Here is a 12,053-nt window from a genome sequence, read left to right as displayed (position 1 = left end):
GGGGAGGACTGGGCGGGAAGGGGTGCGGTGGGGGAGGACCGGACGGAGGACGACTGACTGCTCACCCGTTCAGGGTGTCATGCCGACCGGCGAAGGCCGCGCGCCGGGCGGCGGCCACCGGACCGCGGCCGGCACCCGCCACCGGAGCACCGCCTGCGCACGCCGCGCCCTGTACCGGTCCCTGTGCCCTGTGCCCTGTGCCCTGTGTTTCGTCGGCGACGGCGGTGTGCCGTCACCGGATGGTGATCTTGATCGTGGAGCCCTTCGGCGCCCGGTCGCCGCCCTTCACCGACTGCTTCTTCACCGTGTCGCCGAACAGCCCGAGCAGTCCGCGGTCCTCCTCGACCCGGAACCCGGCGTCCTGCAGCGCCTGCTCGGCGTCGTCCACGCTGTCGCCGGTGACGTCCGGCACCTCGACCATCTCCGGGCCCTTGGACAGGGTCAGCGTGACCGTGTCGCCCTCGGCCAGCCGGCCGCCGGCCGCCGGGGTCTGCCGGGCGACCTGGCCCTTGTCGATGTCGGAGTTGACCTGCGTGGCGGCGACCGTCACCTTCAGGCCCGCGTCCTGCAGGTCGGACCTCGCCTCGTCCAGGTCCTCCCCGGTGACGTCCGGCACCTGGATCGGGCGGCCCTTGCTGACGACCAGGGCGATCGCCGAACCCGCGTGCCGCTCGGTGCCCGCCGCCGGGTCGGTACGGATCACCGAGCCCTTGGGGACGTCCTGGCTGAACGCCCGGCTGACCATGCCCGGCTCCAGCCCGGCCGTGCGCAGCTGCTTCTGGGCCGTGTCCAGCGGGCGGCCCTTCAGGTCGGGCACGTCGACCGTCTCCGGCCCGTCGGAGACGGTCAGCGTCACCGCGTCGTTGCTGCGGATGCGGGCGCCGGCCGTGGGGTCCGTGCTGATGACCGCGCCCCGTCTGACGGTGTCGCTGTAGGCGTGCTTGACGCCCTCGACCTCCAGTCCGGCGGCCTCGAGCCGCTGCCGGGCCTGCTTCTCGGTCTTCGACAGCAGCGGCGGGACCGTCGTGAACTGCCCGGAGTTGATGTACCACACGCCCGCGCCGCCCGCGAGGACCAGCACGACGGCGGCGACGACGGCCGCCAGGGAGCGCCGGCGCCGGCGGCCCGACCAGCGCGGCGCCGCCGGCGACTCCAGGCGGCTGGTGCGGTGCAGCGCGGCCTGCGGTTCCTCCTCCTCGTTGACGGGCAGCGGGCGCGGCACCGTCAACGCGCGGGGTATGACGCTCGTACGGTCCTCGGCGTTGTCGTGCTCGGCGGTGCGGGCCTGCGGCGGCAGCGCGTCCAGCTGGTCGGCGCCCAGCCGCGCGCGGGCCTCGCGCACGCGCGCGAGCAGCGCCACCGCGTCCTGCGGCCGGGTCTCCGGGGTGCGGGCGGTGGCCGCCGCGACCAGCTCGTCCAGCTCGGCCGCCAGATCCGGCACGACGGCCGACGGCGGCGGCACGTCCTCGTTCACATGCCGGTAGAGCACCTGGGCGGGCGTCTCGCCCTGGTGGGGCTTGGCGCCGGTCAGCATCTCGTAGAGCATGACCCCGCACGCGTAGACGTCCACACGGGGCCCGGTGGTGCCCTGCTGGATCTGCTCCGGCGCGAGGTAGGAGACCGTGCCGAGCACGGCCCCGGTGGTGTGGGTGACCGTGTCCACGGTCCGCACCAGTCCGAAGTCGGCGACCTTGACCCGGCCGTCGTCCCCTATCAGGACGTTCTCCGGCTTCATGTCGCGGTGCACGAAACCGGCGCGGTGGGCCGCGCCGAGCGCCGCGAGCACCGGCTCCAGGATGTCCAGCGCGGCCCGCGGCGGCAGCGCCCCGCGCTCGCGCAGCACGTCGCGCAGGGTGCAGCCGGAGACGTACTCCATGGCGAGGTAGACGTACGACCCGTCCGTGCCCTGGTCGAACACCTGCACGACGTTCGGGTGGTCCAGGCGGGCGGCCGACTTGGCCTCCCGGATGAACCGCTCGACGAAGGACCCGTCGGCCGCGAGCGCCGGGTGCATCACCTTCAGCGCGAGGACGCGGTCCAGCCGCGTGTCCAGCCCCCGGTAGACCGTGGCCATCCCGCCGACGGCGATCCGCGCGTCGACGCGATACCGGCCGTCGAGCACCTGCCCGACCAGAGGGTCCTGAAGGGTCGTATCCACGCAGGCGAGTCTACGAGCCGCCACGGACACCCACGCCTGCTCAGCCGCCCCAGCGGCCCGACTGCGGCCGACCTGTGACGCGCTCCACACCGCAGCGTTCCGGGACCGGAGCGTTCCGGACCGGAGCGTCCTGGCCGGGAGCGTTCCACGGGAGCGTCCTGGCCAGGAGGCTTCTAGAAGGCCGGGCGCTCGGGGTCCGGGCGGGCCAGGCCCTCGGTGGGCGAGGACGCCTCGGCGAAGTGGCGCTTGGGGATGCGGCCCGCCAGGCGGGCCAGCCGGCCCGCCGTGACCGCGTGCCGCATCGCCTCGGCCATCATCGCGGGCTCCTGGGCCCGCGTCACCGCGGAGGCGAGCATCACACCCGCGCAGCCCAGCTCCATCGCCAGGGCCACGTCCGAGGCGGTGCCCGCGCCCGCGTCCAGGATGACCGGCACGCGCGCGTGCTCCACGATCAGCTGGAAGTTGTGCGGGTTGCGGATGCCGAGTCCGGAGCCGATCGGCGAGCCCAGCGGCATGATCGCCGCGCAGCCCACGTCCTGGAGTCTGCGGGCGAGCACCGGGTCGTCGTTGGTGTACGGCAGCACCGTGAAGCCGTCGTCGACCAGCGTCTCGGCCGCCTCCAGCAGCTCGATCGGGTCCGGCAGCAGTGTGCGCTCGTCCGCGATGACCTCCAGCTTGACCAGGTCGGTGCCCAGCGCCTCACGCGCCAGGCGGGCCGTGAGCACCGCCTCGCCCGCGGTGAAGCAGCCCGCGGTGTTGGGCAGCACCTGGATGTCCAGCTTCTCCAGCACCGACAGCACCGAGCCGTGCACGGAGGGGTCCACCCGGCGCATCGCCACCGTGGTCAGCTCCGTGCCGGACGCCACCAGGGCCCGCTCCAGCACCTCCAGGCTGGGCGCCCCGCCGGTGCCCATGATCAACCGGGATGTGAAGGTCCTGCCGCCGAGGACGAAGGGGTCGTCAGCCATGGTTCAGCCTCCCTGGACGGCGGTCAGCACTTCGACGCGGTCGCCCTCGGCCAGCGGCGTGACGGGCCACTCGGCGCGCGGGACGACGGTCTCGTTGAGGGCGGCGGCCACCCCGGAGGGCGCCGCGGTCAGGGTCCGCACGACCGCGTCGAGGGTCGTGCCGGGCGCCACCTGGCGGGGTGCGCCGTTGACGGAGACGGTCACGGGGGTGACGGAGACGTTCATGCGGGCTGCTCCGTGAGGACGGCGGCGCGAAAGCGCCGCGGGGTGAAGGGGCGGGCCACCTCCGGCAGCTCGCCGGTGGTCAGGGCGTGCGCCATGGCGTCACCGGTGACGGGGGTGAGCAGCACGCCGTTGCGGTAGTGCCCGGTGGCCAGCAGCAGCCCGTCCAGGTCGGTCGGGCCGAGCAGCGGCGCGTTGTCCGGGGAGCCGGGACGCAGGCCCGCGCGGGTCTCGGTCAGCGGCAGCTCGGTGATGCCCGGCACCAGCTCGTGCGCGTCGCGCAGCAGCTCGTACACCCCGCCCGCGGTCACCGTGGTGTCCCAGCCCAGCTCCTCGGTGGTCGCGCCGATCACCAGTTCGCCGCTGAGCCGCGGCACCAGGTACACCTGGCTGCCGCGCACCACGGCCCGCACGGTGCGGCTCAGGAACGGCGCGTACCGCTTGGGCACGGTCAGCCGCAGCACCTGCCCCTTCACCGGCCGCACCGGCGGCAGCACGTCGTCCGGCACGCCCGCGAGCTGCCCGCTGAGGCTGCCCGCCGCGAGCACCACCTGCCCGGCGCCCAGGACCGTGCCGTCGCGCAGCACACAGCCCGCCGCCCGCTCCCGCTCCACGGTCAGCCGCTCGGCCCACGCCCGGTGGAAGACCACCCCGGCCCGCTCGCAGGCCGCCACCAGGGCGCCCGCCAGCCGCCTGGGGTCGATCTGGTGGTCGCCGTCCACCCGCAGCCCGCCGCGCACCCCCGGCGCGAGCATCGGCTCCAGGCGCCGGCACTCCCGCCCGGACAGCCACTCGGACTCCAGGCCCGAGGCGCGCTGCAGGGCGTGCAGTTCGCGCAGGTGGGCGCGGTCGTCGGCGTCCAGGGCGACGGCGAGGGTGCCGCAGCGGCGGTAGCCGAGGTCGTGGCCGGTCAGCTCGGTCAGCTCGGCGGCGAAGTCCGGGTAGCGGCGCGCGGAGGCGAGGTTCAGCCCGAGCAGGGTCTGCTCGCCGTAGTGCAGTTCCGTGACGGCGGCCAGCATCCCGGCGGCCACCTGTGCGGCCCCGCCGCCGGGCTCGGGGTCCACCAGCGCCGTGGCGAGCCCGCGCTGCGCCGCGCGCCAGGCCGTCACCAGCCCGATGATCCCGCCCCCGACCACGAGGACGTCTGATGTGCGTGGCAATGACATGGGCGTCCAGCCCCTCCCTTCGCCGGCATGACCCGGATCAGGTTCGTACGGTCGGAGGCCGCCAGCCTCCCTCTCAGCCCGGTGCGTCCGGGCTCCCGCGCATGCTTGTACGGTGGCCACCCTAGCCCGCAGATCCCCGGCCCGGTAAGGGAGCCCCCGCTCATGCCCCGCTCGCTGGACGGCCTCGTCCTCGCCCCCGTCGCCGACCAGGCCCCGGGCCAGGTGGGCACCCGCACCCGGTTCACCTACCACGAGCGGGACGGGCGGATCTGGGCCGAGTACGCGGGCGGCGACGTCGTGCACGGCCATCTGGTGGGTACCAGGGACGGTGACCGGCTCGACTTCCGCTACGTCCAGCTCAAGCACGACGGGACCACCTCCTGCGGGCACTGCGTGTCCACGGTGGTGGAACTGCCCGACGGGCGGGTGCGGTTGGAGGAGAGCTGGCAGTGGGAGTCGCAGCCGGGCAGCGGGACGAGCGTGGTCGAGCAGGTCGGCTAGCGGGCCGGCTGTGCAGCACCTCACGCCGCGCGAGCACTGCCTGACGGAACGTCAGCTGGCTATGGTGATCAGGTGAGCGAGCAGACGCAGGAACAGGGCGCGGCGCAGCCGCGGCGCGTGGTCGTCGTCGGCGCGGGCATGGCCGGCGTGCAGACCGCGGTCGCCCTGCGCGAGCAGGGCTTCACCGGCACCGTCACCCTCATCGGCGCCGAACCCCACCAGCCCTACGACCGGCCGCCGCTGTCCAAGGCCGTGCTGCTCGGCACGGCCGAGGGTTCCGCCTTCGACATCGACTTCGAGGCGCTCGCCCTGGAGCTGCGGCTGGGCTGCGAGGCACTGGCCGTGCGCCCCGACGTGCACGTGCTGGACACCTCCTCCGGGCCGGTTCCCTACGACGTGCTGGTGCTGGCCACCGGCGCCGAACCGATCCGCCTGCCGGGCGCCGAGGGCGTTCCCGGCGTGCACCTGCTGCGCACCCTGGACGACGCCGAGCGGCTGCGGCCGGTGCTCGCCGAGCAGCACGACATCGTGGTCGTCGGCGCCGGCTGGATCGGCGCCGAGTTCGCCACGGCCGCGCGCGAGGCGGGCTGCGCCGTGACGGTCGTGGAGGCCGCCGACCGGCCGCTGGCGGGCGCGCTGCCCGCCGAGGTGGCCGCGCCGATGACCGCCTGGTACGCCGAGAGCGGCGTGGCGCTGCGCACGCACGCGCGCGTGGAGCGCGTCGAGCCCGGCGCGGTGGTGCTCGACGACGGCACGCGCCTGCCCGCGGGCGCCGCCGTCGTCGGCATCGGCGCCCGCCCCGCCACCGCCTGGCTGGCCGGTTCCGGCATCGACCTCGGCGCGCACGGCGAGGTGCTCGCCGACGACCACCTGCGCACGTCCCTGCCGGACGTGTACGCGGTCGGCGACTGCGCCTCCTTCCCCTCCGGGCGGTACGGCGAGCGCCTGCTCGTCCACCACTGGGACAACGCCCTGCAGGGCCCGCGCACGGTCGCCGCCAACCTGCTCGGCGCCACCTCCGCGGTCTACGACCCGGTGCCGTACTTCTGGTCCGAGCAGTTCGGCCGGTTCGTGCAGTACGCCGGCCACCACCCGGCCGCCGACACCACCGTCTGGCGCGGCGACCCCTCCGGTCCGGCCTGGTCGGTGTGCTGGCTGCGCGACGACCGGCTGGTCGCCCTGCTGGCCGTCGGCCGGCCGCGGGACCTGGCCCAGGGCAGGCGGCTGATCGAGGCGGGCACGCCCATGGATCCCGCCGTGCTGGCCGACCCGGCCAGGCCGCTCAAGGCCGCGACGGCGTAGGTCCGAGGGGACGTCCAGGGCCCGACCGGGCCCACGCGGCGCGTCCTGCCGTGTGATCTTCACGGGGACGGGTTCTCCCAGGTGGACGGGGCTGGCTTCCGACTGTCGGTGGCAGATGGCACGCTTGGTTCCGTGACCGAGATTGACGCGAAGATCGATGCTCTCGTCCCCGCCTGGCTCACCCTCCCCGACATCGCCGAACGGCTCGGCGTCGAGGTGACACGGGTGCGGCAGCTGGTCAAGGAGGGCCAGCTCATCGCCGTACGCCGTGGTGAGAACCGGGTGCTGCAGGTCCCCGCCGCCTTCATCGACGGGGACAAGGTCGTCAAGGGCCTCACCGGCACCCTGACCCTGCTGCGGGACGACGGCTTCACGGTCGAAGAGATGATCGAGTGGCTCTTCACGCCCGACCCGACCCTGCCCGGCACCCCCGCGCAGGCCCTGAGCGAGAATCGCGGCACGGAGGTGAAGCGCCGCGCCCAGGCGCTCGCCGTCTGAGCAGCACCAACCGTCCGGCGTACGGGCCGCGGCCGGGAGGGGCCGCGGCCGGGACGGACCGTGGCCGACCGGCCCCAGGCCGACCGGTCCGGGCCCGCCCACCGCGGCCCGTACGCCACCGACTCGCCGCACCCGGCCGGCCGGCAGATCGACCGGTCCGTTTAAACCGGCCGGTCGGTGAATCGACCCGTCCGTTCAACCGTCCGGTCGGTACATCGACCGGTCCGTCACCCGGCTGGTCGGTACATCGACCCGTCCGTACCCGGCCGGTCCGCACACGACCGGTCCGCACCGACAACGGGGGAACCCACGCATGCCCGACACCGCCACAGCCACCGCCCGCGACCGGCTCGCCGACGCGCGCCTGTACCTCTGCACGGACGCCCGCACCCGCCAGGGCGACCTGCCCGAGTTCCTCGACGCCGTGCTGGCCGGCGGCGTCGACATCGTGCAGCTGCGCGACAAGGGCATGGAGGCGGCCGAGGAGCTGGAGCACCTCCAGGTGTTCGCCGACGCCTGCGCCCGCCACGGCAAGCTGCTCGCGGTCAACGATCGCGCCGACGTCGCCCACGCCGCCCGCGCGGACGTGCTGCACCTCGGCCAGGGCGACCTGCCGGTGCCCGCGGCCCGCGCGATCCTCGGCGACGACATCCTGATCGGCCGCTCCACCCACGCCGAGGCGGAGGCCGCCGCGGCCGCCGTCCAGGAGGGCGTGGACTACTTCTGCACGGGCCCCTGCTGGCCCACTCCCACCAAGCCCGGCCGCCCCGCGCCCGGCCTGGACCTCGTGCGCTACGCCGCCTCCCTCGGCACCGACCGGCCCTGGTTCGCCATCGGCGGCATCGACCTGGGCAACCTGGACGAGGTCCTGGACGCCGGGGCACGGCGGGTCGTCGTGGTCCGGGCGCTGACCGAGGCCGACGACCCTGGCGCGGCGGCGGCCGAGTTCGCCAAGCGGCTGCGGCAGGTCTGAGCAGGCCGGTCGGCGGCCGCGCCGTCCGACCAGCTGTCCGAGGAGACGAGCCGTCCGAAGGGACGAGCCGTCCGAGGACACGGGCTGTCCAAGGAGTGGACAGCAAACCGATAAATCGGGCAAAAAGCCGGCATCTGGTTGGGGGACCGCGGTCCCCTGGCTAACCTGCGGGTATGGCCCTCGGCACCGCATCCACCAGGTCGGACCACGCCCCCACCGTGCGCGACATGCTCGCGACCGGCAAGCGGACGTATTCGTTCGAGTTCTACGCCCCCCGGACCCCGAAGGGCGAGCGGAACCTGTGGAACGCGCTGCGCCGGGTCGAGGCCGTCGCCCCCGACTTCGTCTCGGTGACCTACGGCGCGGGTGGCTCCACCCGCGCCGGCACGGTGAAGGCCACCGAGGCCATCGCCTCGGACACCACCCTCACCCCGATCGCCCACATCACCGCCGTCGACCACTCCGTGGCCGACCTGCGCAACATCATCGGCCAGTACGCCGACGCGGGCATCCGCAACATGCTGGCGCTGCGCGGCGACCCGCCCGGCGATCCGATGGGCGAGTGGGTGCCCCACCCGCAGGGCCTGACCTACGCCGCCGAACTCGTCGAACTGATCAAGACGTCCGGCGACTTCTGCGTCGGGGTCGCGGCCTTCCCCGCCATGCACCCGCGCTCGGAGGACTGGGACACCGACGTACGGCACTTCGTCGCCAAGTGCCGGGCCGGCGCGGACTACGCCATCACACAGATGTTCTTCGACCCGGAGGACTACCTGCGGCTGCGCGACCGGGTCGCGGCGGCCGGCTGCGACACACCGATCATCCCCGAGGTCATGCCGATCGCCAGCGTGAAGACGCTGATGCGGGTGCCCCACCTGACCAACGCCGCCTTTCCGCCCGCTGTGAAGGAGCGGATCCTCGCTGCGAAGGACGATCCCGCGGCGGTACGCTCCATTGGCATCGACTTCGCCACGGAGTTCTGCGCGCGGCTGCTGGCCGAGGACGTGCCCGGCCTGCACTTCATCACGCTCAACAACTCCACGGCGACACTGGAAATCTACGAAAACCTGGGCCTGCACCACCCACCGCGGGCCTAGAGCGGCCGTACCCGCGTCCGTCGGGCCACGGGGCGGCCTCGGGGAGAGGGGCGTACATGGGCTGGGCGGTCCTCTACATCGCGTTCGGCGGCGTCGCACTGTGGCTGCTCGGCGAGGTGCTGTTGCAGTACAAGGCGCGGCTGCGCTGGCGGCTGCTCGCCTTCGGCGGCTTCCTCTGCGTCGTGCTGGGCGTGCTCATGCCGTCCGTGATCGTGATCGGCCTGGGCGCCGCCGCGTTCGCGGTCGGGCAGACCTACGTCACGCTGTCCTTCCGCCGCGGCTTCGCGGCCGGCTGGGCGGTCCGGCACCCCGGTGCGGGCAAGGAACGCCCCAAGCGCCGCCGCGGCAGGGGCGAGCGCACCGAGGCGGCCCCCGAGGCCGCCGCGGTCCCGGACGCCGCGCACCCCGGCCAGAACGACACCGGCCCGGACGATCCCGGCCACGACGACGCCGGGAACACCGCCCCCTCCGCCGCGCCGGCCTACGGGCCGGAGAGCGACTACGACGCCGACTACGACCACGACGACGTCTTCACCCCCGTCGGCCACACGCAGCCGACGGCCGCCGAGACCACCGCCGTGTACGAGCCGCAGCCCCTGCCCGACGAGACCGGGAACTACGGGGTGTACGACACCGGCTACGGCGGGACGGACCGGTCCCAGGAGCAGTACGCCACCGCCGCCCAGACCACCGACCACGCCTATGGCTACGACTACTCCGGCTACGGCGGCACCGGCCAGGGCTACGACGGCACCGGCCACCAGGGCTACGCCGGCTACACCGAGCCCTACCCCGGCACCCCGGCCTACGGCGACGCCTCCTACGACCCCGGCTACGCCGCCCAGCAGGGCTACGGCCAGCAGCAGCCGTACGGCACCCAGGACCCCTACGCCATGGGCGGCTACGGCGGTGACACCCCCGCCGGCGGGGGGTGGGTGCCGCAGCAGCGCACCGACGAGTCCTACGGCGACCAGCTCCCGCCGGAGCAGCCGTACCCGTACCCGGGCACCGGACCGGGCCAGGCGCAGCACGGCGCGGGCTTCGACGAGCAGTACCGTTTCTGAACGGCGGGAAACCCCGGCTTGTGACCGGAAACCCCGGCTTGTGACCGGAAACCTCAGCTTCCGACCGGAAACTTCGGCCCATGGCGGCCGGGAACCTCGGCCACTGGCCGGGATCCTCGACCTCTGACCGGAAGCCTCGGCCTGTGACCGAAAACCCCGGCCTCTGACCGGAACTCTCGGCCTCGACCGACGGGGGACTTCGGCTTTCGAGCGGCGGGTGGCCTCGGTCGGCCGCGACCGTGCCGCGACCGGCGACTCACTGCGAGCCGCGGAACTCCGGCCCCTCCACGATCAGCCCGGCCACCAGCGCGCCCGACATCCCCGCGTGCGGCAGCCCGCCGCCCGGGTGCGACCAGCCGCCCACCGTGAACAGCCCGGCCAGGCCGGTGGAGTTCGCCGGGTGCAGCAGCCGGCCGCCCGCCGCGGCCAGCGCCGGTGCCGGCACGGCGCCGCCCGGCGCACCCGTCGCCTCCGCGACGTCCGACGGGGTGCGGACCTCGTGCCACAGCAGCCGGTCGCGCAGGCCCGGCACCGCCCGCTCGGCGGCGGTGATCAGGCGGTCGGCGTGCGCGCCCAGGGCGTCGCCGTCGGCCGCGTCCCCCGGAAGGGCCGGGACCGTGGCGGTCAGCGTGACCGCCTCGTGCTCCGGGTCCGGGACGAGGGCCGGGTCGTCGGGCCGGGTCACCGTGACCGTGGGCCGCTCGGGCATCCGCGGCGCCGGACCGAACAGCGCCTGGAGCTCGGCCTCCCGGTCCGCGCAGTGCACCACCGTGCGGTGCGCGGTACCCGCCGGACGGCCGCCGCGCAGCGCCAGCAGCACCGTCAGACGGCTGGGCAGCCCCCGCTGCGGCGGCACCTCACCCGCGCCGCGCACCGGCGCGCCCGCCACCAGCCGGTCCAGCGTCTCGGGCGGGACACCGGCGACCACGAACTCGGCCTCGGCACTGCCGCCGTCGGCGAACTCCACGCCCGTCACCCGGCCGTCCGCCGCGGCGATCCGCGTCACCTCGGCGCCGAAGACGAACTCCACCCGGCGCTCCAGGCACCGCTCGTACACCGCCCGCGCCAGTTCCCGCAGCCCGCCGCGCACGTACCAGACACCGAAGGCGTGCTCCATGTACGGCAGCACGGCCGCGCTCGCCGGAGCGGTCCGCGGATCGAGGCCGTACGCGAGCGCGTGGCCCTCCAGCAGGGCGGCGAGCCGCGGGTCGCGCAGCTCGAAGGCGCCGATCTCGGCGAGCGTGGCCGCCCGCCGGGTGCGCAGCAGGCGCCTGTGCGGCACCGCCGGGTACGGCTCGCGCTCGGCCAGCACCGACCAGTTGGGCCACAGCGGCTCCTCCAGGAGCGGCCGGCGGCTGCGGTCCCAGGCCTCGCGGGCCCGCACCAGGAAGTCGCCCCAGCGCTGCCCGGCACCCGCGCCCAGCGCCTCGTCCAGGGCGGTGACGACACCCGCGCGGGAGGCGTTGGGCAGCGCCACCTCGGTGCCGTCCGCGAAGACGTGCCGGGCCGCCGGATCGACCTGGACCAGCTCGACACGGTCCTCCAAGGGCTCCTTGCCGGTCTTGACGAACAGGTCGCGGTAGACCGCGGGCAGCGGCAGCAGCGCGGGGCCGGTGTCGAAGGCGAAGCCGTCGCGCTCGACCCGGCGCAGCGCGCCCCCGTAGGTCTCCGTGCGTTCGTACACCGTCACCCGGTGGCCCGCGACGGCCAGCCGGGCGGCAGCCGCCATCGCGCCCATCCCGGCGCCGATCACCGCAGTCCGTGCCATGCCCGCGACTTTATCGACCACCACCGACAACGCCCGCTCCGGGGCGCCGACCAGCGCTTTTCCATCACCGACCGGGCGGGCCCGGTGCCCTGGGACCCCGGGGGCGCGTGCTCAGAGCTGAGTACTTGTACCTAGCCGGGCAGATGAGTACCTGCGCGGATGGGGGCCGACCTGTGCGAACGGGAGAGTGGAGGCACGGAAAGGGGCAGGGCGCCGGCACCGCCGACACGGGGCGGCGGAACGGCGCGGCCCCGGACCGCTCCTTCCGCCGGCCCACGCCGGCGGGAGCGAGCCACGGGGAGACCCGGGGAACGACCGAACGGGGGCCGACGGGGG

The 12,053-nt window shown here is 74.7% G+C and carries 11 protein-coding genes and 1 riboswitch; of the genes, 6 read left to right on the top strand and 5 right to left on the bottom strand.

Going from position 1 to position 12,053, the window contains the following annotated elements; genetic code table 11:
- Nucleotides 1–232: 232 nt before the first annotated feature.
- From pknB to thiO, 4 genes are all read right to left on the bottom strand, one after another.
- Nucleotides 233–2,158 (bottom strand): Stk1 family PASTA domain-containing Ser/Thr kinase, encoded by a 1,926-nt coding sequence (gene pknB / locus GV126_RS09955; RefSeq protein ID WP_185947766.1) that lies wholly within the window; start codon nucleotides 2,156–2,158, stop codon nucleotides 233–235.
- A 173-nt stretch (nucleotides 2,159–2,331) separates the two neighbouring features.
- Entirely contained in the window at nucleotides 2,332–3,126 is a 795-nt protein-coding gene (locus GV126_RS09950) for a thiazole synthase (protein ID WP_159664520.1), read from the bottom strand.
- Nucleotides 3,127–3,129: 3 nt separating this feature from the next.
- The gene (gene thiS / locus GV126_RS09945; RefSeq protein ID WP_185947764.1) at nucleotides 3,130–3,351 is read right to left on the bottom strand and encodes a sulfur carrier protein ThiS; all 222 of its coding nucleotides are present in this window, start codon (nucleotides 3,349–3,351) and stop codon (nucleotides 3,130–3,132) included.
- Nucleotides 3,348–4,514, bottom strand: coding sequence for a glycine oxidase ThiO (gene thiO / locus GV126_RS09940; RefSeq protein WP_159664518.1), 1,167 nt, complete (start codon nucleotides 4,512–4,514; stop codon nucleotides 3,348–3,350). The genes thiS and thiO overlap by 4 nt, the downstream gene beginning before the upstream one ends.
- Nucleotides 4,510–4,623, bottom strand: a riboswitch (TPP riboswitch). (Overlaps the previous gene by 5 nt.)
- Nucleotides 4,624–4,676: 53 nt before the next feature.
- Here thiO and GV126_RS09935 point away from each other — a divergent pair.
- The 6 genes from GV126_RS09935 (at nucleotide 4,677) to GV126_RS09910 (ending at nucleotide 9,949) form a co-directional block, all read left to right on the top strand.
- A complete protein-coding gene (locus GV126_RS09935) occupies nucleotides 4,677–5,015 on the top strand; it encodes an avidin-fold protein (RefSeq protein WP_159664516.1) in 339 nt (112 codons plus the stop codon).
- Nucleotides 5,016–5,087: 72 nt separating this feature from the next.
- Nucleotides 5,088–6,317 (top strand): NAD(P)/FAD-dependent oxidoreductase, encoded by a 1,230-nt coding sequence (locus GV126_RS09930; protein ID WP_159664514.1) that lies wholly within the window; start codon nucleotides 5,088–5,090, stop codon nucleotides 6,315–6,317.
- A 132-nt stretch (nucleotides 6,318–6,449) separates the two neighbouring features.
- The gene (locus tag GV126_RS09925; protein ID WP_028422500.1) at nucleotides 6,450–6,815 is read left to right on the top strand and encodes an Rv2175c family DNA-binding protein; all 366 of its coding nucleotides are present in this window, start codon (nucleotides 6,450–6,452) and stop codon (nucleotides 6,813–6,815) included.
- Between the two features lie 313 nt (nucleotides 6,816–7,128).
- Nucleotides 7,129–7,788: a thiamine phosphate synthase gene (gene thiE, locus GV126_RS09920; RefSeq protein ID WP_159664512.1), complete on the top strand. Its 660-nt coding sequence runs from the start codon at nucleotides 7,129–7,131 to the stop codon at nucleotides 7,786–7,788.
- A 173-nt stretch (nucleotides 7,789–7,961) separates the two neighbouring features.
- Nucleotides 7,962–8,885 (top strand): methylenetetrahydrofolate reductase [NAD(P)H], encoded by a 924-nt coding sequence (gene metF, locus GV126_RS09915; RefSeq protein ID WP_159664510.1) that lies wholly within the window; start codon nucleotides 7,962–7,964, stop codon nucleotides 8,883–8,885.
- A gap of 56 nt (nucleotides 8,886–8,941) precedes the next feature.
- On the top strand, nucleotides 8,942–9,949 hold the full coding sequence (locus GV126_RS09910) for an SCO2102 family sporulation regulator (protein ID WP_159664508.1): 1,008 nt from the start codon (nucleotides 8,942–8,944) through the stop codon (nucleotides 9,947–9,949).
- 256 nt (nucleotides 9,950–10,205) lie between these two features.
- Here GV126_RS09910 and GV126_RS09905 read toward each other — a convergent pair whose 3' ends face one another.
- On the bottom strand, nucleotides 10,206–11,717 hold the full coding sequence (locus GV126_RS09905) for a phytoene desaturase family protein (protein ID WP_159664506.1): 1,512 nt from the start codon (nucleotides 11,715–11,717) through the stop codon (nucleotides 10,206–10,208).
- Nucleotides 11,718–12,053: the final 336 nt, after the last annotated feature.

It is taken from the genome of Streptomyces mexicanus (assembly GCF_902506575.1).
Classification (GTDB): Bacteria; Actinomycetota; Actinomycetes; order Streptomycetales; family Streptomycetaceae; genus Streptomyces; species Streptomyces mexicanus.
The sequence above is the reverse complement of the archived record's forward strand: the minus strand, read 5'-3'. Positions and strand labels throughout refer to the sequence as shown.

Coding starts and splice junctions, on each gene's coding strand:
- thiS (WP_185947764.1), bottom strand. CDS start 3,351: ATGAACGTCTCCGTCACCCCCGTGACCGTCTCCGTCAACGGCGCACCC.
- GV126_RS09950 (WP_159664520.1), bottom strand. CDS start 3,126: ATGGCTGACGACCCCTTCGTCCTCGGCGGCAGGACCTTCACATCCCGG.
- GV126_RS09905 (WP_159664506.1), bottom strand. CDS start 11,717: ATGGCACGGACTGCGGTGATCGGCGCCGGGATGGGCGCGATGGCGGCT.
- GV126_RS09910 (WP_159664508.1), top strand. CDS start 8,942: ATGGGCTGGGCGGTCCTCTACATCGCGTTCGGCGGCGTCGCACTGTGG.
- GV126_RS09935 (WP_159664516.1), top strand. CDS start 4,677: ATGCCCCGCTCGCTGGACGGCCTCGTCCTCGCCCCCGTCGCCGACCAG.
- thiE (WP_159664512.1), top strand. CDS start 7,129: ATGCCCGACACCGCCACAGCCACCGCCCGCGACCGGCTCGCCGACGCG.
- thiO (WP_159664518.1), bottom strand. CDS start 4,514: ATGTCATTGCCACGCACATCAGACGTCCTCGTGGTCGGGGGCGGGATC.
- metF (WP_159664510.1), top strand. CDS start 7,962: ATGGCCCTCGGCACCGCATCCACCAGGTCGGACCACGCCCCCACCGTG.